A 19,977-nucleotide genomic window follows, 5' to 3' on the forward strand; every position below is an offset into this window, starting at 1 on the left:
GAGGATCGGTGGGGCCCATGGACGAGGCGCCGGCCCGGACAACGGACCGGCGCCTCAAGGGAGTCAGCGCAGGGTGCCGATGCGTTCCACCCGGTCGCTCACCCCGTTCCGCAGCTCACTCAGCGTCGTACCGGAAGGAGCCACCGTGGGCGTCGACGACGGCGGCTGTGTCTCGTCCGCGCAACTCGCGCCCCGCTTGGGGACCTTCAGGTCGACCAGGTAAGCCGTCACCGCGTCCGTCGCGCACGCGCTGCGCCCGAACGCCGTGTGCCCCTCGGCCTTGAACGTGAGCAGCCGCCCGTTGTCGAGCTCCCGCGACAGTGCCACCGCGTCGCGGTACGGGGTGTCCGGGTCACCGGTCGTGCCGAGGACCAGGATCGGCGCGGAGCCCTCCGCCTCGAAGGGACCGCCGTAGCGGCTGACCTGCTCGCCGGGCCACTGGACACAGGCCGTGGCGTGCTGGTGGTCGTAGGTCGGCGGGCCGAAGGCCATGGCGGGGCCGAGGAGGGGCGCCAGCCGCGCGTTGGTGGTGACCTCGCGCTTCAGCCGGGCCGCGCTGCCCGGGTAGTCCTTGTCGACGCACTCGACGACCACGTTCGGGCCGAGGAAGTCGAAGCTGGCCGGGGACGGCGGCCGCAGCAGGAAGGACGTGTTGTCACGCTGCTGCGCCTTGCGCAGGGCCTCGCCGAAAGAGGGCCAGATGACCTTGCCCTCGTTGATGTTGAACATCAGGCGGTATACGAGGGTGTAGCCGTTGGCCCGGCCGCCGCTCGCGGTCACGACCGGGTTCGCGTCCAGGTCCGCCTTCAGCTTCGCGAAGGCCGCACGCGGGTCGCCGTCGCCGAACCCGCAGGTCGCCTGGTCCGCGGCGCACCAGTCGAGGAAGCGGCTCATCGCGCCGTCCAGGGCGAGGTACTGGGTGCGGTCATAGGCGTACGGCTCGTTCGCGTAGCGCTCCGGGTCGTACGCCCCGTCGAGCGCGAGGGCCCGCACCCGCTCCGGGAACAGGGACGCGTAGACCGTGCCGATGTAGCTGCCGAACGAGCGGCCGTAGTACGTGAGTTGATCCTCGCCGAGCGCCTGGCGCAGCAGGTCGATGTCCCGGGCGACGTACTCCGTGCCCACATATGGCAGCAGCGCCCCCGCGTTGTCCTGGCACGCCTGGTCGAAGGCGGCGGCCTGGCGTACGGCGGGTTCGTAGGCGTCGGGGCCGGGGACGCCCTTGGCCGCGGTGACGGCGGCCGTGTACGTGGGGTCGTCCCAGCACTGGAGGGGTGAGCTGCGGCCGACGCCCCGCACGTCGTAGCCGAAGACGTCGAAGGAGTCGCGCAGGTCGGCCGGCAGGTCGGCGTAGTTGTTGCGGACGAAGTCCACGCCGGAGTTGCCGGGGCCGCCGGGCTGGAGGAAGAGGGTGCCCTTGCGTTCGGCCTGGTCAGTGGCCTTCTTGCGGATGACGGCAAGGGTGATGGTGGTGCCTTGCGGGTCGTCGTAGTCGAGCGGCACGGCGGCGTTCGCACACTCGAAGCCGCCCTGGCAGTCCGCCCAGGCAAGGGTCGGTACCGGGGCCGGGGCGGTCCGGGCGGGTGCTGCCTGGACTGCCCCGGCCCCGGCTATGACGAGCGCGATCGCCGCCGCGCCGACGGTTTTCAGTGGTCTGAGCACGGTGTGTTCCCCCTGTAGCTGATGTGACACCAAGAACCCGTGGATGAAGAGGAGTTCGAGGGGTTTCCAGTTCCACAGAGAACGCACGGTTGTTTCCGGGATGCCTTCCCTGGCGTTCTCTCATGTGAACAGAAATCAGCTACCGGACTATTGACGTGCTCAGGCCAGCACTCCTACCTTCCGGGGGAAAGCGCTTTCCAAGCCTTGCTTCGACGCACCCGCTCCACCCCTCTGGCACGACCCGCACCGTCCTGGAGATGGAGATCCACGATGCACCTGAGACCCGCCATAGCCTGCGCAGCCCTTCTGGGCGGCACCTTCGTCGCCCTGTCCGGCCCCACCGCGCAGGCCGCCACCGCCCGCTACGAGGCCGAGACGTCCCCGGCCGTCTGCACCGGCGCCATCGAGAGCAATTGGACCGGCTACTCCGGCAGCGGCTTCTGCAACGCCACGAACGCCACCAGCGGCTACGCCCAGTTCACCGTGACCGCACCCGCGGCCGGCACGGCAACCGTGGCCGTCCGCTTCGCCAACGGCACCACCACCGCCCGACCGGCGAACATCATCGTGAACGGCACGACGGTCAGCACGGCCTCCTTCGAGGGCACGAGCACCTGGACGGGCTGGACCACCAAGACCCTGACCGTGCCGGTCAGTTCGGGCAGCAACACCATCCGGCTCAGCCCGACCACCGCCGACGGCCTGCCCAACGTCGACTACCTCGACGCCACGACCCCCGACGGCGGCACCACACCTCCCGCGAGCGGCGCGCTCTACGTCTCGCCCAGCGGCACCGCGGGCGCGGCCGGCACGATCGACGCCCCGACCACCCTCGCCTCGGCGATCAGCAAGGTGTCCTCGGGCGGCACGATCTACCTGCGCGGAGGGACGTACAACCACTCCGCGACGGTCACCATCCCGGCCGGCAGCAACGGGACCTCGTCCGCCAGGACCACCCTCGCCGCCTACTCGGGTGAGAAGCCCGTCCTCAACTTCTCGGCACAGACCGAGAGTTCTTCCAACCGCGGGCTCCAGCTGAACGCCAACTACTGGCACATCAAGGGGCTCGTCGTCGAGCGCGCTGGCGACAACGGGATCTATGTCGGCGGCAGCAACAACGTCATCGAGCGCACGGTGACCCGCTACAACCGTGACACCGGGCTCCAGCTCGGCCGGATGGCCTCCTCCACTCCGACCAGTCAGTGGCCGGCCAACAACCTGATCCTCAGCGCCGAGTCGCACGACAACGCCGACTCCGACGGCGAGGACGCGGACGGCTTCGCCGCGAAGCTGACCGTCGGCGCCGGGAACGTCTTCCGCTACGCCGTCGCGCACCACAACATCGACGACGGCTGGGACCTCTACACCTACTCCGACTACGACCCGATCGGCACGGTGACCATCGAGGACTCCCTGTCCTACGGCAACGGCACCCTCACCGACGGCTCGCAGGCCGGAAACGGCGACCGCAACGGCTACAAGCTCGGCGGCGAGGACGTGCCGATCAACCATGTCGTGCGGCGCAGCATCGCCTACGACAACGGAAAGCACGGGTTCACCTACAACAGCAACCCGGGCACGATGACGATCTCGAACAACCTGAGCATCGACAACACCGAACGCAACTTCAACTTCGACGCCGGTACCTCGGTGTTCCGGAACAACACCTCGTGCCGCAGCGGCAGTGGCACCAACGACCGGATCATCGGCAACTCCGACAGCTCCAACCAGTTCTGGTCCGGCACCAACGGCTCCCGCTGCTCCGCCTACGCCGGCGCCCTGGCCTGGTCCTTCGCCTCGGACGGCACGCTGGTCGTGACGATCGGCGGCACCAGGGTCACGCTGTAGGGCCACGTTCCGCGTGTGAGGCCCGGGTCCCCGATCCGGGCCTTCCGCGCGCGATACGGCAGTCTGGGACCCGTGAGCGAGAACTCCAGCGAAACCCTGTTCATCAAGATCTGCGGCCTGAAGACCGAGCGGGACGTCGACACGGCCGTCGAGGCGGGCGCCGACGCCATCGGCTTCGTCTTCTCCCAGAGCCCGCGCCGTGTCGACGCCGCCACGGCCGCCCGGCTCAGCCGCCGGGTGCCCGAGCACGTCCTCACGGTCGGCGTCTTCCGCAAGGAGCCCCTGGACTTCGTACGTGCCATGGCCGACGAGTCCGGCATCGGGGCCGTCCAGCTGCACGGCCCCGAGGACCACGCGTACTACGCCGACCTCGCCACCGGCGACTGGACCCTGATCCGCGCCGCGGCCTTCGGCGACTCCGTGCCCCGCGTCGGCGAGTACGGGGAGGACATGCTCCTGCTCGACGCCCCCGTCCCCGGCTCCGGCATCGCCTGGGACTGGTCCAGCAAGCCCCTCGCCGCCCCCGGCGAGAAGTGGCTCCTCGCCGGGGGGCTCACCCCCGACAACGTCCGGGTGGCCGTCGAGGCGACCAGCCCGTGGGGCGTCGACGTCTCCAGCGGAGTGGAACACGCCCGCGGCGTGAAGGACCCGGCCCTGATCACGGCCTTCGTCAAGGCGGCCCGCCCGCTGGGCTGACGCGGCGGGGAAAGGCGAGTTCCGGGCCTTCCGTCGAGCCGACGCGTCCGGACAATGGGGGCATGGGGGTGCGATGGCTGGACTGGTGCGCCTCGCGCAGGGCACCGATGCTCCGACAGCGGGCGCTGCGGGCCGTCTCCGGCCTGGAGCGGACCGCCTTCACACGGCCCGAGAACGCCCGTGGCCGGCGCGACCGGGAAGGCGACCGGGAGCGCGCCCGGCACGCACTTGTCCGCCTCGCCGTCGGTGACCGGCCGGCGGCGGACGCGGCGCGGCAGGTGATGCAGGGGAGCAGGTTCGCGGTCGAGTATCTGCTGGCAGAGGGCCGGCACGGCAGCGTGCCGTCGGCCGACGGGGCGCGCAAGCTTCTGGTCTTCCTGGAACCCGACGCGCCCGCCGAGGTCCGCGCGTACCTGTGCGCCCGGGCGCCGTACGAGGAACTCGCCCGCAGCGTGGTCCTCAACCACGGCTGGCTGCCCGCGGACGAGCGGCAGCACCCCTGGTTCCTGGTGATCACCGGGCAGTGGCTGCGCTACGTCGCACTCGACCCGGAGGGCCTGCGGCTGCGCCCCACCTGCCGTGCCGCGACGGACGACGACTGGGAGTGGATGGTGGAGGCCCGGTACCGGTACGAGCGGGTGCCGGGGGCCTCCGTCTTCGCGAATCGCGTACGTCCCTCGCTGCTGATCTTCGACGAGATGATCGCCGAGCGGGAGCGGGCCGCACAGCGTGCGCGGCCCAGCAGGTCCGGGTCCGGGTCCGGTCGTGGGAGCGGCGTACGGCCGTCCGACCCCCCGTCCGGCAGGGGTGGCTCCGGTGCCGCTCGGCGACGCGGCGGCAACTGGGCGGAGCGGGCCGAGGATGCCGCGGACGCCGTGTCCGGAGGGGACGAGGAACAGGACGACCCCGGCGACTCCGACCGCTGACCCGGGAACCGGAGGGGCGTCAGGGCGCCAGGCACTTCAGGCACAGAGCCTCCACCGCGCCGATCACCTCCTCGACCGTGTGGCCGGGCGGCGGTTCCAGGAGGGCCCCGTGCAGCTGCGCCTCCACGCCCTGCACCAGCAGGAGTGCGGTGAGGGCCGGGTCGGGTCCGCCCACGCCCAGCCGGCGCAGATGGAACTCGACCTCGCGGGCGATGCCGTCCTGTACCGCGCGGAGTCGGGCGGCGGCCTCCGCCGGGCGTGGCGCCTGGTCGTAGAGCAGCCGGTGCACTCGGGGCCGGGTCAGATGCGGTGCGGCGAGGCCGTGCACGAGCGCGCGGACGCAGTGGGCGAGTTGGGGGAGTGTGTGTCGCAACTCTTTGGTGAGGGCGGCGATTTCCGCGACCAGTTGGTGCATGTGCCGCTCGCCGATGGCGTACAGCAACGCGTCCTTGTTGGGGAAGTACTGGTAGAGCGAGCCGATGGAGACGCCCGCGCGTTCGGCGATGCGGTTCGTGGTCGACTTGGTGTAGCCGTCCCGTTCGAAAAGCTGAGCAGCGGCCTCCACGATGGCGTCGTAGGTTTCCTGGGACCGCTCCTGACGTGGCCTTTTACGCGGTGTGGCGGGTGGGGGCACGGCTCGTCCAATGCGAGTTGTTCCGGGGTTGGATCGCGCCCACTCTAGAGCGATGTTCACCTTCGATATCGCCCCCGAGGCGCTCTTCGGCGAACGCGCGCGCCAGTTCACCGCCTGGGGCGTCCCCGTCCCCACCGTCGCCCTGGCACGCGCCGAGATCACCGACATGTGGGGGGCCGGCCCGCACAGCTGGCTACCGGTGTGGTCCCGGCTGGCCCAGGAGGCCGAGTCCGACGGCCACTGGCTCCGCGCATCCCAACTCTGGGGCGCGGCCCGCTTCCCGGCCCTGGCCACACCGGAACGCCAGGAGGCGTACGAGCGCCAGCGGGCCGCGTACGGGAGAGCGACGTCCGACCGCCGACTACCGGTGCGCTTCGCTCGGGGGGTCGTGGAGGTGCCGGTGGACGCGGGCGCGGGGGTGGTGTCGGCCGGTGTTGCGTTCTCGGGCGGCGGGACGGTTGCGTTGCCCGTGCATCTCATGGCCCGGCGGCGGTTTCGGCGTTCCGGTGTGGTGGTGCTGTCGGGGGGTGTCGATACCTGGAAGGTCGAGCTGCATCGCATGGCCGTGGCGACCGCGCTGGCGACGGGACTGCTCGTGGTGGTCGTCGACATGCCCGGCACCGGCGAGGCACCGGGCCCTCTGGCCCCGGACGCCGACCGTCTGCTGACCGGCCTCGTCGCGGAGATACGTCGGTGGAGTCCCGGCGCGCCCGTCGCCTACCTGGGTCTGAGCTTCGGCGGGCACTGGGCGGTCAAGCTGGCCCGGCGGGGCGTGGTCGACGCGGCGATCGACATCGGCGGCCCGACCGGCGCGGCCGAGCCCGAGGAACCGGTCGACGTCCTGGCCCTCCCGTACGGCATGCCGGGCATCCTCGCCAACACGCTCGGTCTGGACGCCATGCCGGAGGCGAGCGAGACCGACGAACTCCTCGCCAGGTTCTCACTGCGTCGCCAGGGCCTGTTGAACCCGTCGCCGACCGAAGTCGGCGTACCCCTCCTCGCCGCGAACGGCGCCGACGACCACTTCATCCCCCGCGGTGACACCGAACGCCTCACCGCCCTCCCGAACACGACGGTCTGGATCGTCCCGGGCGCCACCCACTGCGCGGCGGAACACATCCGCCCTCTGCTCGCGGCGAGTTGGGCCTGGCTGTTGACCCGGCCGGCATTCCGGACACCGTCGGGAAGCGGTGGCGTGAGCAACCCGTGAACAACCCGCCTGTGGCACACCGCCGACGCCCTCGCCGAGGGCACCAGGGCCGCGGCGGCGAGGGAGCAGGTCACCTTCCTCGATGAATGCAATGCCGGGACCGAGGTCTTCCATCCCGCCCCGGCGGGCTATGTCGCGGCCTACTTCGGGCAGTCGGAAGCCACCCGGCGCTGATCCGTACGCCGGCGCCCTGGTCAGTCGGTCATTGCCTCGCGGACGAGGGCGGTGTCGACGAACTGTTCGAAGCGGACGATGAGTCCGCCGCGTACGACGAAGTGGTGGGCGACGCGGACGTCGATCGGTTTGCCGGTGGCCTTGTGGGCGGCGGTGTAGCGGGCCAGGACGACGACGTTCTCGCCGTCGACGACGTAGGTGTCGTCGTGGGCGGTCCAGCGGTCCCAGTCCTGGCCGAGCTTTTCCATGACGTTGGCGGTGACGCCGTCGGGGGTGCGGTAGGTGCCGGCGAGGGGGAAGCCGGCCATCTCGGTCCACTCGACGTCGGGGGCGAGGGTGGCGCGCAGGGCTTCGAGGTCGGCGGCGGCGGAGGCCAGGTACTGGCGGCGTACGACGTCGGCGGGTGCGGTGGAGGTGGCGAACTCGGTCATGGTCAGCCCCACTTCATCTCGCCCTTGGCGACCTTCGCGCCGATCTGGGCGGCGATCAGCATGCCGTTGTCGGGGTAGCGGGCGATGAGTGCCTCGGTCAGCGCGGCACCGTCGGCCGCCTTGGCGAGTTCCTCCTCGAAGGCGAGGAGGTAGTCGCGGGTGGCGGTGATGGCGGACGTGTCGGCGGCGGTGTCGGGCAGGCGGTGGCCGGGGACGACGAGCTGCGGGTCGAGGGCGGCCATCTCGTCCAGGAGCCTGGTCCAGGCGGCGCGGGAGGCGGGGGTGGCGGTGTCGGCGACCCAGACGTGTTCCTGCTGGAAGAGCAGGACGCCGCCGAGCAGGGCGCGGTGCTCGGCCTGCCACAGGTAGTGGCGGTCGGGCAGGTCGGCGGTGCCGCCCTTGAGCTCGAAGCGGTGGCCCTCCAGGGTCAGCTCGTCGCCGGTGAGGGGGGTGAGGTCGACCAGGCGGGTGGGCAGGTTCGGGCCGAGCGCGGCCCAGGCCTTGAGCTTGCCCTCGTAGGAGTGCTTGATGTGGTCGATGACGATCGGGGTGGCGACGAAGGCCGCGTCGGGGAAGGCGTCGGCGATCACTTCGGCGCCGAAGTAGAAGTCGGGGTCGGCGTGGGAGACGAAGACGGTGGTGAGCTGCTTGCCGGAGTCGAGGATCTCGGCGGCCAGGCGGTGGCCGTCGGCGCGGGTGAAGGCGGCGTCGACCAGCAGTGCCTCGGTCTCGCCGGTGACGAGGGTGGCGGTCTTGTTCCTGCTGCCGGCCGGGAAGTCCAGGTCGAGGATCTTGAAGGAGAGCGTGCTCATGCGGGGGCTCCTCTGAGGGGGGTGGGGTTCAGCGGGCGGTGGTGGTCAGGGTGGCCAGCCGGCGGTCGATCTCGTCGGCGGTGGCGTGGCCGTGGGCCAGCACGGCGATGGAGTCGCCGTCGACCGCCAGGAGGGTGGGGAAGCCGGTGACGCCCAGTGCGGTGCCGCGGCGGAAGTCGGCCTCGGCGGCGGCCCGTGTCCCGGGCGCCTCGAAGGCGGTGGCTACGGCGTCCGCGTCGAGCCCGGTCGCCTCGGCCACCGTGCGGTAGGTGGCCGGGTCGGACAGGCTCAGGCCGTCGACGTAGAAGGCGTCCTGCAGGGCCGCGGCCAGCTCCGCCGCGCGGTCGGGGGCCGCCTGGCGCAGGGCGGCGACGCCACGGGCGGCGGCCTCGGAGTCCATCACGAACGAGCCGTCGGCGATCAGCCGCTCGTAGCCCTCGCCGAACTCGGCACCGGTCAGCTCGGCGATCTTGGCGTTCGCGCCCTGGACGTAGCCGAACTCGCGGATCGGGACCCGGCGCGGTCCGGTGAACAGACCACCGGAGACCACCTCCACCGCCAGCTCGGGATGGCGGGAAGCGGCCTCGCGGAGCGTCCCGGAGAAACCGTGGGACCAGCCGCAGTAGGCATCGAAGACGTAGACGAGCCGCATGGGAGACCTCGAGAGGGTGTGGCACCCGCCGATTGCGAGCGATTCACCTGACAAAACAGTAACTGACGTGTCAGATATTTCCTGTCAGGTGTGACGGCTGCCACATCAGTGGCTCTCCGGCCATTAGAGCAAGGCCGGCGCCCGGCCGCAGCTCGGGGCGCCGGTGTCAGGGCAGGCGGGGGAGGATGTCCCGCGCCGAATGGCTCAGGATGCGCAGGTCCTCCGCGAACCGCTCGCGGTCCTCGGCCGGGAGCGGGGCCACGAAATAGCGGCGGATGTTCTCCACATGCACCCGTGCGGCGGCGACCGCGGTCTCCTCGCCCCGGGGAGTCAGCCGCACCAGACGCCCACGCCGGTCACCGGGATCCTCGGCCCGCTCGACCAGACCCGCCGCCTCCATACGGTCCACCAGCCGGGTGGCGCCGCCGGTCGTCAGCACCTGCTCCTGGGCGACGGCCCGCATCGACAGCCCCGGCTCACCCGCCCGGCCCAGGATGAGCAGCACCTCGAACATGAGATGGCTGATCCCGCACTCCACCTCCAGGGCCCGCCCCAGGATGTACTCCAGCCGGTTCGCCGCGCCCTGGAGCCGCCCGAAGGCGAGCACCAGTTCATTGCCCGCGGCCTCCTTCGCCGTCGAGATCTCCACCCGCTCGTCCACGGCCCAGCCGCCCTTCTCCTCGTCCCCGCCGGTGCACCCCTGATCATGCCGTGCCGGTCAGCCCGAACAATCCCGCCGCGTTGTCGTGACACACCCGCCGCAGCCACTCCTCCCCGAGGTCCAGCCGCTCCAGGGCACGCAGCTGGTGCAGATATGGATAGGGGATGTTGGGGAAGTCGGTGCCGAGCAGGATGCGGTCGCCGAGGTCGGTCAGGCGGGGCAGGGCCGGGCGGGGGAACGGGATGAAGTCCTCCGTGAAGTCGGTGAACGCCATCGTCGTGTCCAGCCGCACCTCCCCGTACCGCTCCGCGAGGCCGAGGAAGTCCTCGTACTCGGGCATCCCCATGTGCGCCACGATCAGCCGTAGTCGGGGATGGCGACCCAGCACCCGGGCGACCGGCTCGGGGCCGGTGTGCTTGCCGGGCGCCGGCCCGGAGCCGCAGTGGATGACGACGGGGACCCCGGCCTCCGCCAGCAACCCCCAGGCCCTGTCCAGGAGTTCGTCGGCCGGGTCGTACGCCCCCACCTGCACATGGGCCTTGAAGACCCGCGCGCCCGTCTCGACGGCCTCGCGGACGTAGGCCTCGGCGTCCGGCTCGGGAAAGAGCGTGGCGGTGTGCAGACAGTCGGGGGTGCGGCGGGCGAAGTCGGCCGCCCAGTCGTTCAGCCAGCGGGCCATGCCCGGCTTGTGCGGGTAGAGCATCGAGGTGAAGGCGCGTACCCCGAACTCCCGCAGCAGCGCCGCTCGTTCCGCTTCCTCCTGCCGGTAGGTGATCGGCCACTCCAGGCCGCCGGTCAGCGGTCCGAGCGCGTCGAAGTACTCCCAGACCTTGCGCAGGACCCGCTCGGGCATGAAGTGCGTGTGCACGTCGATCAGCCCGGGAAGCCCCAGCCGCCCCCAGAAGCGGCGCACCTCGCCGGCTTCCTCGTCCGAAGGCACGCCGCTCATGGCCGCTTGATCGCTCATGCCGCCCACGATCGCCTCTGACGAGGCCGCGCGTCCACCCGCACCGCAACCCCACGGGGCTTCGCCAAGAACGCCGCGCCCTCCTTGCCCAGCAGCTCGGACACGACGCCGTCGCCGTAGAGAGCCGTTCCTGGAGCGACACCGTGGCGGACGGCCGGACCAGGACCTTCCGGTCGGCTTGCGTCTCATGCCGGGCCCCTCGGGTGGTGGTGTCCGCCGTCGACGGCGCCGATGCTGCGGCCGGCCGTTCCCGAACGGTTCCCGCACCGGTCCCGCAAGGGGAGGGACGACGTGTCGCCGCCGCGGCGGGAAGGCTGAGCTGTCATGGAAGCGACCCTTCTGTCGTCACCGGTCACCTCAAGGGTTCTACGAGTGGATTCCGATCCGTTCCCGTCCGATTTCCCCGCCCCGCGGCCGGGCTCCGCCGCAACTCCCCGCAACGGCGGCGGGCGTAGTCTCGAAGGCACCGAGGGCTCTTCGCGCGCCGGCTCCGCTCCGGTGCCGTTCTCGGCGAACGACGATGCCGGGCCGGCCACCGTCGGACCCGGGGCAGGGTTCGCCCCATGACCTCGAACAGCCCCGACCGCCCGGCGACCGCCCACCCCGGGACCCCGGTCCGGGGCCGACCGCATCCACCGCGGCACCGACAGGGGCCCTCACCCGAGGAGGGCGAACTCCTCCGCCCGCTGACCCGCCGCCAGATCGCCGACCGCATGGCCGAACTCGGCGAGCTGTACACACAGACCACACCGAGCGGACCACGCACACCACGCACCTCGAACCACTCGGCCCGCTGGGACACCTCGGCCCGCGGATCTGCCTCGAACAGCTCGGCCCCCTCGATCCAGGCCAGGTCCGCCGCCTTCCGCCGACGGCTCGCGGACCATATGCGGCGGCCCGGGTTCGAGCTGCTGGTGGCGGAGACCACCCGCCCCTCGGGCGCCACCGTCCTCACTGCCTGCGCCTACGGCTTCCCCGTACTCGGCGACGACGCCTGGTGGCAGGAGCTCGACGGACACCTCCCCGCGAACCTGCCGGGCCTCGCCGCCCCCGGAGGCCTGTTCGTGATCGGCGACATCCTGGTCGAGCGCCGGGTGCGCACCCAGGACCAGAGCCGCGAGTGGAACCTCGCCCGGCGTCTGCAGAAGCGGCTGCTGAGCGATCACACCGCGGCGGTCGGCGTCATGCTCGTCGACCGCGGCGACACGGACACCTTCGAGGCACTGCTGTCCTGGGGCTGGCACTGTCTGCCGACGGCCGGGGTCCGTGGGGCGTCCCGCGCGGCCGACCGCCGGCTCCTGGTGCTCCGCTGACATGGATTCTGTGCTCGCCACAGCAGAATTTCCACGGAGCCGACTAGAATTCCGGTCAGGGAACCAGTTCCCTGTGCGGGCCGTGACATCGGCGGTCCGCGGGAAGGCACACATGCCCTCGGAAGACCGGTCGCACGCTGTCGACCGGCTCGACGACGACCACCACCCCGCGTACACCATGGGCCGTGCCGCGGAGGTCATCGGCGCCAGCCCCGGGTTCCTCAGGGCGCTCGGCGAGGCCGGACTCATCACGCCGCTACGGTCGGAGGGCGGCCACCGCCGCTACTCGCGCCACCAGCTGCGCCTCGCCGCACGCGCCCGCGACATGGTCGACCAGGGCACCCCGGTCGAGGCGGTCTGCAAGATCATCGGCCTCGAGGACCAGCTGGCGGACGCGCTGCGCGCCAACGAGAAACTGCGCGGCGACGGGTGAATATCTGACAGCGCCAGGGTAGAAACCTGACCGGTTAGGAAAAAGTATTTTCGAGGGCGCCGACAGTTTTTCCGCCGTCTGCCCGCTTATTCTTGTTGTCGATTTCGTCCGTGCTAGGCTGAATATCAGTTGCAGTTGTGGTTGCCATTCTTGCCATTCTTGCCGGTTTTCCGGGGCAGGTGATCATCACAGCGATGAGGGAGCTCGCGAGGTGCGGGTTCCAGCACTGCCTAAGTAGGAGAAAACACATGGCCACCGGCACTGTGAAGTGGTTCAACGCGGAAAAGGGCTTCGGCTTCATCGAGCAGGAGGGTGGAGGCCCCGACGTCTTCGCTCACTACTCGAACATCGCCACCCAGGGCTTCCGCGAGCTTCAGGAAGGCCAGAAGGTGACTTTCGACGTCACGCAGGGCCAGAAGGGCCCGCAGGCGGAGAACATCGTCCCCGCCTGACACACGGCTGAGCAGGGGCCCGCACCTTGGGTGCGGGCCCCTGTCCGTTTCTCCGGCCCCGTTCGCACGCCGGATCCGCCCTGACCCTGGTGAGGCACCATGCGCTGTGTGATCGCCCGTTACCCCTTCGACCTGTCCAAGGCCGAGGTGGAGAAGTCGATGGAGAAGGTCCGACCCGAACCGGTGACTGACGCCTCCGTCGCCTCGGTCACCATCGGAGGCCGGGCGTACCCCGTCAAGCAGGTGGGAGCGGTGATCACGGGTCAGGATCCCCGTGACTTCACCGCCGCGGAAGTGGTCCGTGCCCTGGTTCGTCTCGGCTTCACCTGCGAGAACGCGCCCGCCAAGGCGGCCCCGGCCCCCGACCTGTCCTACGGCTCGGTCGACCGCCTCCTCGGCTGACCCGCCCCCCGCCCCTCCTTCAGGTGTCCGTGACCGACGGTCGCCAAGGTGTGCGGTCGGTTAATTTTGGTGAAACCTGTGAGCGGCTCCGCTAACATGTTCGAGCTCGCGACGAACACCCCCATCGGGCGCGATACGTAGCCACTTCACCTCACACTCAAAAAATCGGTCAAAGTTGATAAATATATCATCACGGGTGCTTTCGCGAGTGAAGGGTCAGTCGCGAGCGGTGCTGTGGGTCGCCGCGGGCGTGGTGACCCTCGCGTTCCTCCTCATGCTGGAGATCGCCGCGCGTCACTACGATCTGCCAGGACCGCTCACCTGCCAGCTGCGAGAGCTGATATCCGCCCCCAAGTCGGGTGGACTGCTGTACGCCGGCCTGGCGTTGACGCTGGTCGTGCTTCCCTGGCGGCAGCGGTTCCTCGCGCTCGGCACCGCGATCGGCATCGACGTAGCCATCGCGCTGGTCCGATGGGCGGCCGGCATCAAGGTGACGGAGGGCCATCCCTTCGGTATCGGCGCGCTGTGGGTGATCCTGGGCTGTGCGGTCTTCGCGCTCACCCGTCGCACCGGCGCGGAACGCGTTCTGCTGCTGAAGGGCGCGGGCCTCGGACTGCTGCTGGGAGCCGGCCGGAAGGCCGGAGACACCTGGCTGCTCCTCACCTCGAAGACCCGTCCGACGGTGCTCGACCAGTACGTCGCGACCGCCGACCACGCGCTGGGCGACCCGTCGTGGGTGGTGGGCCGGATCGTCGAGGCCACCGGCAAGTTCGGCTTCAATCTCCTCGACTTCGTGTACGGCAACCTCGCGGTCGCCGCGGTCCTCGTCGCCCTGTACCAACTGCGCAACGTGGCCGCCGACCGCCGCTTCCCGCGCCACCACCTGGTGCGCACCTTCCTGGTGATCGGCCTCCTGGGGCCGGGCATCTACATGATCTACCCGGTGGTCGGACCGATCTTCGCCTACGGCAACGGCACCGAGCACTGGGCCGGCGTCGCCATCTGGGCGGAGACGCACTCCACCGGGCAGTGGGCGGTGGCCCAGCTCTGGCCGGACACGGTGGCGCCGATCACCACCCCGCACTCCATGCCGTTCGACGACATCACGCCCCGCAACTGCATGCCGAGCCTGCACACGGCATGGGCCGTCGCGATCTTCATCCATTCCCGCAAGGGCCCGAGGGCGCTGCGCTGGGCAGGTACGTTCTGGCTGGTGGCCACGCTCGCCGCGACGTTGGGCTTCGGCTACCACTACGGCGTCGACCTCGTCGCCGGAGTGGTGTTCGTGCTCACCATCGAGGCGGCCCTGCGCACCTACGACCGCGGCTGGGACCGGTCGGGGCTCCAACTGGTCGCCTACGGCGCCACGGTCTTCGCCGGGCTCCTGCTGGCGTACCGCTTTCTGCCGGTGGAGATGGCCGGGCAGCCGTGGCTCTACGGTCCGCTGCTCCTGCTGGCGATGGCCTCGGTGATCTACGGCTATGTACGGACCACCGGACAGTGGGAGACGGCACCCGTTCCGGTGGAGCAGCCGGAACGGCAGTCCGAGCCCGTCTGACCCCCGCCGCCCGCCGGACGCTCAGCCGGTGATGTCGGGCTCGTACTCGTCGCGCCCCCACTCGGAGGCGCCGAGCGGATAGTCGTAGGCGGGCCGTCCCACGTTTCCGCTTGTCCGGAAGGGGTGCCCCTTGTCGTCGATGCGTACGGTGCCCTTCCTGTCGCCGTTGGACCAGTCCAGCTCCAGGTACCAACTGACGTTGTGGGCCCGCGCGTCCGCGAAGACGTAGAAGACCTCCGGATCGGACTCGCTCACCTTGTAGGGGAAGTCGCGCTGACCGGCCTTGGGGGAGACCGCGGGCCGCCCGGCGTCGAGGTTCACCTCGAAGGCCGTCGTGTCCACGCCGCCACCGCAGCCGACGCCCATCGAGAAGTCGTTCCAGTCGAGCGGCGCGCTCTTCTCCACCACCCGCACATGCAGGTCGTCCAGGACGACGGTGGCCTTCCCGGTGCCCTGCACGGTCAGCGCGAGCATCTGCTGCCCGGCGGAGACCGCGCCGAGCGCGTTGACCCACCCGCGCGCGTCCTGCTCGCCCGGCGGCGGAGGTACCTGCTCGGGATTGCGGTCGACCAGGAAGTGCGGGCCGCACGGGTCTTCCCACTTGTACGGATTGACGGCGACGGCGGGCGCGGTGGCCTTCTCCGCGACACCGCCGTCGCCCTGGGCGGCCCCGGTCCCACCACTGCGGGAGGCGGAGGCGGAAGCCGTGGGACTGCCACTGGCGGAGACGGACGGCGAGGCCGACCCGCCCTTCGCGCCGGCCGGCCCGGAAGCGCGGGCACTCTCGTCGGCGGACGGGGCGGCAGCCCCCACGGACCGCTTCCCGCCCTGCTCGTCATCGCCGTCGCCGGGCACGAGATTCGCCACGAGCGCGGCCGACACGAGGACGGCGGCCACGGCCGTCCCGGCGAGGACGACGGTGCGTCGGCGAGTGGTCCCGGCCGCCGCGGCCGTCCGTGCCCGCGGTTCCTCCGCGGCAGGGGTGTCAGGTGCCTCAGTCGTTTCAGGAGCCTCCGTGGCTTCGGGCGCCGCGCCGGCCTTCTGCCCCCGGCGGGCATCGGCGAGAACCCACCGCCGATGCAGTTCCACCAGTTCATCGGGCGTCGCCCGGCACGCCCGCGCGAACCGTTCCACGGGTGCGTAGTCCGTCGGCACGGCGTCCCCGTTGACGTACCGGTGAAGGGTGGACGTACTGGTGTGCAGCCGCTTCCCGAGCACCCCGTAACTGAGCCCGGACCGGTCCTTCAACTGGCCCAACAGCTCCGCGAATTCGTCGCCCGCCACTCTTCCGATCTCTCCCCACGTCCCGGACCACCGTTCCAGGGGGAGGTCATTCCCCCAGGTCAGAGCTGTTCCAAGCGTTCCAGCGTCCCGGATACCCCGGCAACCGTGGCGGTCGGGACGGATCACCGCACAAGCTGTTGTCATCCAAGCACGCCGCTCCCGGCACCCGGTCGAGCGGCCCATGCCAACACCCGTACCGCACAGGGGGATTCACATGTTCACTCGCACCCACCGCACCCGTATGCTCGCCGCCGCCGCACTCGCGGCCGCCACGCTGACGCTGACGGCGTGCAACAACGGAGAGGGCGTCAACGACGAGGGTGCGTCGGCCGGCTCCTCCGCCACGGGGACGGCCGCCACCCCGTCCGCGTCCTCGCCCGAGGCGGGCGGGGCTTCCAAGGGCTCGACGGGCGGCGCGGCCGGTTCGGGCGACGGGGCGACTCCCTCGGCCTCCAAGGGCTCCTCGGGTACCTCGGGCTCCTCGGGTGGCTCGGGTGGCTCGGCGGACTCGGCGTCGGACTCGTCGGCCACCACGGTCGCCTGCGCCAACACCTCCACCCGGACGACCGCCACGCCGGTCTCCCGGCCCCTGAACCACCTTCTCCTCACCGTCACCAACACCGGCTCGAAGAACTGCACCCTCATCGACTACCCGGCCGTCCGGCTCGGCGAGGGCCAGACCGTTCCGCCGGTCTTCGAGGACTCCATGCCGCAGGCGGTGGTCACGCTGGCCCCCGGAGAGTCGGGTTACGCGAGCGTCCTGCTCTCGTCCGCGGACGGCAGCGGCTCCAACGGCTACACGGCCAAGTCCATCGAGGTCTACTTCAACTCGGCCGCGAAGACCGCGGCCCGTCCGTCGCTCCCGGCGAAGGGCGTGTACATCGACAGCTCGATCCAGGTCTCGTACTGGCAGTCGACGATGGCCGACGCTCTTGCCTGGTGACCTGGGCATCCGGGTTGTGACCAAGCTGTCGAATTAACAGCATGCTTAACCATTGGCCAACGCCGTAGGCTCCGTGTGATCCACACACAGACTCCACGGGGGGACATCCATGCGCGCAACCACGCGCCTCGCCCTGCTCGCCACGAGCGTCGCACTGGTCGCCACCGCGGCCGGTGCCACCTCCGCGCAGGCGGAGGACGGCGGCTCGGGCGACATCACGATCGACAAGGTCGTCGTCAACGGCGGCAAGCCGGTCGTCGTCGGCACCACCAACGTGGTGACCGCCAAGGTTTCCGTGACCCTGACGGACAACTCGGGCATCGCCGAGACCTCGTACATCAGCGGCTGGGGTCCGAACCCGAACTACGCGCAGATCAGGTACGAGGACGGCGAGATCACCTGCGTCGAGGTGAGCGACACCACGTCGACCTGTTCGGGCAAGCTGACGTTCGACCCGCAGGCGGCGACCGGCTTCGTCAACAACGCCGCGGCGGCCACCTGGGACCTCAGCGTGCTGGCCTCCGCCAACGACGCCAACTACATCCACCGGGACGCGGCCACCACCTTCAAGGTGCAGCGCGCTTCGAAGCTGACGGTCAACGCCTCGCCGGAGCCGGTGAAGAAGGGCAAGACCGTCACGGTCACCGGCAAGCTGACCCGCGCGAACTGGGAGACCAACAAGTACGCGGGGTACGCGACCCAGTCGGTGAAGCTGCAGTTCCGCAAGAAGGGCAGCACCACCTACACCACGGTCAAGACCATCAAGACCAACTCGACGGGCAACCTGAGCACCACCGTCAAGGCATCGGTCGACGGCTACTACCGCTACAGCTTCGCGGGCACCGCCACGACCCCGGCGGTCAGCGCGGCCGGCGACTACGTGGACGTCAAGTAGCCACGTACCGACAGCGTTTCAGCAGACGCACGACCAGGGCGCCGTCCACACCGGGACGGCGCCCTCGTCGTACCCCGGGCGGCCGTTGTACGGACACCGCATACGACGCCGACGGGGGGTTCTCACCAGGGGGAAGCGCACATAAGCTGGCGGTGTTCGGTCGCCCGCGGAAATCCGCCGGAACGCACACTGTTCGGCAGCTGTCAGCTGCCCGTGCCCCATGACCCCGGGCAAGTACCGATTCGCAGCGCAGTCGGCCCTCAAGGCCCGCTCCGGCCGACCCCTGCGTCCCCCTCGTCCCCCTGCCCCCGCCTACCCCTCGTCGCGAGACCTGCGCGGTGCCTCCCGCGCGCCGTCGCACGGCCCGACGCGGGGAACCCGGCTCCCGAACGCGCGCCCGACTTGGGGGGACGGCCGCGTTCGGGAGCCCTGACGGCCGCCGTCCGGACTCGGACGAACGGACGGCGGCCGTCAGCCGAGCTGTTCCCCGGGGCCGTCCGGCACCGGGGCCGGGATGGCCGCGGTGTCGAAGCCGCCCGAGATGATCTGGCTGGCGAGGTCCGACAGCCGCAGATGGCGGGCGCGGGCGTACGACCGGAACGCGGCGAAGGCATCGTCGACGGACGTCTCCCAGCGCTCCGCCAGCACACCCTTGACCTGCTCTATCAGGATGCGGCTGGTGAGCGCGTTCTGCAGCTGGCTGTTCTCGACGTGCGACCGCTCCAGGGTGCGCTGCTGCAGGATCGTGATGGTGGCCACGTCGGCGAGTGCCTGGGCCAGGGCGATGTCGTCGTCGCCGAGGCGGTGCGTGGTGGTCTGGAAGAGGTTGAGGGCGCCGACGATCCGGTGGCGCAGGCGCAGCGGAATGGCGTGGGTGGCCATGTACCCCGTCTCGCGGGCCCGTGCGGTGAAGTTCGGCCAGCCCGTGGTGGTCTCCGGGCGGGTCAGGTCGATGTTGGTGCGGGGGCTGCCTGTGCGGTAGCACTCGACGCAGGGTCCCTGGTCGTGCTGGAGCGCGAAGAGTTCCAGCAGGCGGGTGTGTTCGTCGGAGGCGGCGATGATCTGCAGTTCACCGTGCGCGTCCGCGAGCAGGATCCCGGCGGCCGACACGTCGAGGAGCTCGACGCAGCGGGTGGACAGTCGCTGTAGTAGGTCGATGACGTCGAAATCCTCGACGAGGGAGTCAGCGACTTCCACGAAGATCTCGGCCAGACGTCGTTCGCGGGCCATGCCGATCATCCCTTTCCACCGTCGGGCGAATGCGGCCCGCTCTTATCGTCGTTGAATCGGAGCCGTCGGGCCACCACGTCCTTCGCCACTTCGCCGAGGGCGCGGTCGCCGGCGTAGGCGTGGGCCCGCAGCCGCAGGAGGGCGATCTCCATGGTCACGCCCAGCTGGACGCTGACCATGCCGGTGGCCTGGTGCACGGCCGCGCGGTGCAGGAAGGACGTCTGCGGCTCGTTGATGGCGGGGGGCTCGTTGTTCCGCCGGTCCGGTCTGTCCCCGTCCAGACAGGCCATGGTGAGTGCGGCGGCCAGTGCGGTGGCGTCGGCGTACTGCTGATCGTCCGGCAGCCGGGCCGGGTCGCACAGCACGGTCAGGACGCCGACGCGGATGGCTCCGATGCCCAGCGGGAAGCAGCACACACCGTGTACGCCCATCTTCCGCGCGGCCGGCAGCAGCGCGGGCCACCGCGCGGGGCGGACCCGGGCCAGGTCCGGTTCCAGCACGGGTGAGCCGGTGCGGATCGCGTCGTGTGCCGGGCCCTCACCCAGCGTGAACTGCAGCTCCTCGAACCGCGCGCTCAGCTCCGGATGACACCACAGCGGTTCGGCCGGCCGGTCCGGGCCCACCAGCACCGACAGCGCGACGCCCTCGGCGCCCAGGGCCTGTGCGGACGCCTGGGCGGCACCGTTCACCCCGCTCAGTCGCAGTGAGCGCAGGACCTCGGCCATGCCCTCGCTGATCAACGTGCTCCGTTCCGCGGCGGGCGGTACTCCGAGGAGCGGGGCGCCGCCCGGGCA

The 19,977-nt window shown here is 70.7% G+C and carries 21 protein-coding genes; 11 read left to right on the forward strand and 10 right to left on the reverse strand.

What is annotated here, in order from left to right; translation table 11 throughout:
• Window positions 1-63 precede the first annotated feature (63 nt).
• Window positions 64-1,662, reverse strand: a complete 1,599-nt coding sequence (locus ACWD3I_RS08070; protein WP_365394678.1) for an alpha/beta hydrolase — start codon at window positions 1,660-1,662, stop codon at window positions 64-66.
• A gap of 270 nt (window positions 1,663-1,932) precedes the next feature.
• Here ACWD3I_RS08070 and ACWD3I_RS08075 point away from each other — a divergent pair, with 270 nt between their 5' ends.
• From ACWD3I_RS08075 to ACWD3I_RS08085, 3 genes are all read left to right on the forward strand, one after another.
• Entirely contained in the window at window positions 1,933-3,510 is a 1,578-nt protein-coding gene (locus ACWD3I_RS08075) for a CBM35 domain-containing protein (RefSeq protein ID WP_365394677.1), read from the forward strand.
• Window positions 3,511-3,582: 72 nt separating this feature from the next.
• Window positions 3,583-4,206, forward strand: coding sequence for a phosphoribosylanthranilate isomerase (locus ACWD3I_RS08080; protein ID WP_365394676.1), 624 nt, complete (start codon window positions 3,583-3,585; stop codon window positions 4,204-4,206).
• Window positions 4,207-4,268: 62 nt separating this feature from the next.
• On the forward strand, window positions 4,269-5,132 hold the full coding sequence (locus tag ACWD3I_RS08085) for a hypothetical protein (protein WP_365394675.1): 864 nt from the start codon (window positions 4,269-4,271) through the stop codon (window positions 5,130-5,132).
• 19 nt (window positions 5,133-5,151) lie between these two features.
• Here the strand turns inward: ACWD3I_RS08085 and ACWD3I_RS08090 are convergent, their stop codons facing one another.
• Window positions 5,152-5,697: a TetR/AcrR family transcriptional regulator gene (locus tag ACWD3I_RS08090; RefSeq protein ID WP_365394674.1), complete on the reverse strand. Its 546-nt coding sequence runs from the start codon at window positions 5,695-5,697 to the stop codon at window positions 5,152-5,154.
• Between the two features lie 121 nt (window positions 5,698-5,818).
• Between ACWD3I_RS08090 and ACWD3I_RS08095 the strand changes: the two genes are divergently transcribed.
• Complete coding sequence (locus tag ACWD3I_RS08095) at window positions 5,819-6,976, forward strand: alpha/beta hydrolase (protein ID WP_365394673.1); 1,158 nt, start codon at window positions 5,819-5,821, stop codon at window positions 6,974-6,976.
• Window positions 6,977-7,170: 194 nt separating this feature from the next.
• Here ACWD3I_RS08095 and ACWD3I_RS08100 read toward each other — a convergent pair whose 3' ends face one another.
• The 5 genes from ACWD3I_RS08100 to ACWD3I_RS08120 form a co-directional block, all read right to left on the reverse strand.
• Entirely contained in the window at window positions 7,171-7,581 is a 411-nt protein-coding gene (locus ACWD3I_RS08100; RefSeq protein ID WP_365394672.1) for a nuclear transport factor 2 family protein, read from the reverse strand.
• A gap of 2 nt (window positions 7,582-7,583) precedes the next feature.
• Window positions 7,584-8,393 carry an MBL fold metallo-hydrolase gene (locus tag ACWD3I_RS08105; RefSeq protein ID WP_365394671.1) on the reverse strand — a complete coding sequence of 270 codons (810 nt, stop codon included), beginning with the start codon at window positions 8,391-8,393 and terminating at the stop codon, window positions 7,584-7,586.
• Window positions 8,394-8,421: 28 nt separating this feature from the next.
• Complete coding sequence (locus tag ACWD3I_RS08110; RefSeq protein WP_365394670.1) at window positions 8,422-9,045, reverse strand: DsbA family protein; 624 nt, start codon at window positions 9,043-9,045, stop codon at window positions 8,422-8,424.
• A gap of 166 nt (window positions 9,046-9,211) precedes the next feature.
• Window positions 9,212-9,706, reverse strand: a complete 495-nt coding sequence (locus ACWD3I_RS08115; protein WP_266889757.1) for a MarR family winged helix-turn-helix transcriptional regulator — start codon at window positions 9,704-9,706, stop codon at window positions 9,212-9,214.
• A gap of 43 nt (window positions 9,707-9,749) precedes the next feature.
• Window positions 9,750-10,673: an amidohydrolase family protein gene (locus ACWD3I_RS08120; protein ID WP_365394669.1), complete on the reverse strand. Its 924-nt coding sequence runs from the start codon at window positions 10,671-10,673 to the stop codon at window positions 9,750-9,752.
• Between the two features lie 563 nt (window positions 10,674-11,236).
• Between ACWD3I_RS08120 and ACWD3I_RS08125 the strand changes: the two genes are divergently transcribed.
• The 5 genes from ACWD3I_RS08125 to ACWD3I_RS08145 all read left to right on the forward strand — a co-directional run bounded on the left by ACWD3I_RS08125 (window position 11,237) and on the right by ACWD3I_RS08145 (window position 14,831).
• Window positions 11,237-11,986, forward strand: a complete 750-nt coding sequence (locus ACWD3I_RS08125) for a hypothetical protein (protein WP_365394668.1) — start codon at window positions 11,237-11,239, stop codon at window positions 11,984-11,986.
• 112 nt (window positions 11,987-12,098) lie between these two features.
• Window positions 12,099-12,419: a MerR family transcriptional regulator gene (locus tag ACWD3I_RS08130; protein WP_365394667.1), complete on the forward strand. Its 321-nt coding sequence runs from the start codon at window positions 12,099-12,101 to the stop codon at window positions 12,417-12,419.
• A gap of 248 nt (window positions 12,420-12,667) precedes the next feature.
• Window positions 12,668-12,871: a cold-shock protein gene (locus ACWD3I_RS08135; RefSeq protein WP_046247661.1), complete on the forward strand. Its 204-nt coding sequence runs from the start codon at window positions 12,668-12,670 to the stop codon at window positions 12,869-12,871.
• A gap of 99 nt (window positions 12,872-12,970) precedes the next feature.
• Window positions 12,971-13,273, forward strand: coding sequence for an SCO5918 family protein (locus ACWD3I_RS08140; RefSeq protein WP_365394666.1), 303 nt, complete (start codon window positions 12,971-12,973; stop codon window positions 13,271-13,273).
• 208 nt (window positions 13,274-13,481) lie between these two features.
• Window positions 13,482-14,831 carry a phosphatase PAP2 family protein gene (locus tag ACWD3I_RS08145; RefSeq protein WP_365394665.1) on the forward strand — a complete coding sequence of 450 codons (1,350 nt, stop codon included), beginning with the start codon at window positions 13,482-13,484 and terminating at the stop codon, window positions 14,829-14,831.
• Window positions 14,832-14,852: 21 nt separating this feature from the next.
• On the opposite strand, the gene ACWD3I_RS08150 is transcribed toward ACWD3I_RS08145, so the two are convergent.
• Window positions 14,853-16,115, reverse strand: a complete 1,263-nt coding sequence (locus ACWD3I_RS08150; protein WP_365394664.1) for a transcriptional regulator — start codon at window positions 16,113-16,115, stop codon at window positions 14,853-14,855.
• Window positions 16,116-16,329: 214 nt separating this feature from the next.
• Here ACWD3I_RS08150 and ACWD3I_RS08155 point away from each other — a divergent pair, with 214 nt between their 5' ends.
• Both ACWD3I_RS08155 and ACWD3I_RS08160 read left to right on the forward strand, forming a co-directional pair.
• Complete coding sequence (locus tag ACWD3I_RS08155) at window positions 16,330-17,058, forward strand: DUF4232 domain-containing protein (protein ID WP_365394663.1); 729 nt, start codon at window positions 16,330-16,332, stop codon at window positions 17,056-17,058.
• A 109-nt stretch (window positions 17,059-17,167) separates the two neighbouring features.
• Window positions 17,168-17,953 carry a calcium-binding protein gene (locus ACWD3I_RS08160; protein ID WP_365394662.1) on the forward strand — a complete coding sequence of 262 codons (786 nt, stop codon included), beginning with the start codon at window positions 17,168-17,170 and terminating at the stop codon, window positions 17,951-17,953.
• A gap of 471 nt (window positions 17,954-18,424) precedes the next feature.
• On the opposite strand, the gene ACWD3I_RS08165 is transcribed toward ACWD3I_RS08160, so the two are convergent.
• Window positions 18,425-19,192 (reverse strand): GAF and ANTAR domain-containing protein, encoded by a 768-nt coding sequence (locus ACWD3I_RS08165; RefSeq protein ID WP_365394661.1) that lies wholly within the window; start codon window positions 19,190-19,192, stop codon window positions 18,425-18,427.
• A complete protein-coding gene (locus ACWD3I_RS08170) occupies window positions 19,189-19,923 on the reverse strand; it encodes an ANTAR domain-containing protein (protein ID WP_365394660.1) in 735 nt (244 codons plus the stop codon). The genes ACWD3I_RS08165 and ACWD3I_RS08170 overlap by 4 nt, the downstream gene beginning before the upstream one ends.
• Window positions 19,924-19,977 lie beyond the last annotated feature (54 nt).

The organism is Streptomyces sp. NPDC002817, assembly GCF_053592055.1.

What these genes read in the sequence shown, in the direction of transcription:
- ACWD3I_RS08085 (WP_365394675.1), top strand. Translation starts at nt 4,269, where the DNA reads ATGGGGGTGCGATGGCTGGACTGGTGCGCCTCGCGCAGGGCACCGATG.
- ACWD3I_RS08110 (WP_365394670.1), bottom strand. Translation starts at nt 9,045, where the DNA reads ATGCGGCTCGTCTACGTCTTCGATGCCTACTGCGGCTGGTCCCACGGT.
- ACWD3I_RS08160 (WP_365394662.1), top strand. Translation starts at nt 17,168, where the DNA reads ATGCGCGCAACCACGCGCCTCGCCCTGCTCGCCACGAGCGTCGCACTG.
- ACWD3I_RS08140 (WP_365394666.1), top strand. Translation starts at nt 12,971, where the DNA reads ATGCGCTGTGTGATCGCCCGTTACCCCTTCGACCTGTCCAAGGCCGAG.
- ACWD3I_RS08095 (WP_365394673.1), top strand. Translation starts at nt 5,819, where the DNA reads ATGTTCACCTTCGATATCGCCCCCGAGGCGCTCTTCGGCGAACGCGCG.
- ACWD3I_RS08120 (WP_365394669.1), bottom strand. Translation starts at nt 10,673, where the DNA reads ATGAGCGATCAAGCGGCCATGAGCGGCGTGCCTTCGGACGAGGAAGCC.
- ACWD3I_RS08135 (WP_046247661.1), top strand. Translation starts at nt 12,668, where the DNA reads ATGGCCACCGGCACTGTGAAGTGGTTCAACGCGGAAAAGGGCTTCGGC.
- ACWD3I_RS08155 (WP_365394663.1), top strand. Translation starts at nt 16,330, where the DNA reads ATGTTCACTCGCACCCACCGCACCCGTATGCTCGCCGCCGCCGCACTC.
- ACWD3I_RS08075 (WP_365394677.1), top strand. Translation starts at nt 1,933, where the DNA reads ATGCACCTGAGACCCGCCATAGCCTGCGCAGCCCTTCTGGGCGGCACC.
- ACWD3I_RS08105 (WP_365394671.1), bottom strand. Translation starts at nt 8,393, where the DNA reads ATGAGCACGCTCTCCTTCAAGATCCTCGACCTGGACTTCCCGGCCGGC.
- ACWD3I_RS08125 (WP_365394668.1), top strand. Translation starts at nt 11,237, where the DNA reads ATGACCTCGAACAGCCCCGACCGCCCGGCGACCGCCCACCCCGGGACC.
- ACWD3I_RS08100 (WP_365394672.1), bottom strand. Translation starts at nt 7,581, where the DNA reads ATGACCGAGTTCGCCACCTCCACCGCACCCGCCGACGTCGTACGCCGC.
- ACWD3I_RS08165 (WP_365394661.1), bottom strand. Translation starts at nt 19,192, where the DNA reads ATGATCGGCATGGCCCGCGAACGACGTCTGGCCGAGATCTTCGTGGAA.
- ACWD3I_RS08130 (WP_365394667.1), top strand. Translation starts at nt 12,099, where the DNA reads ATGCCCTCGGAAGACCGGTCGCACGCTGTCGACCGGCTCGACGACGAC.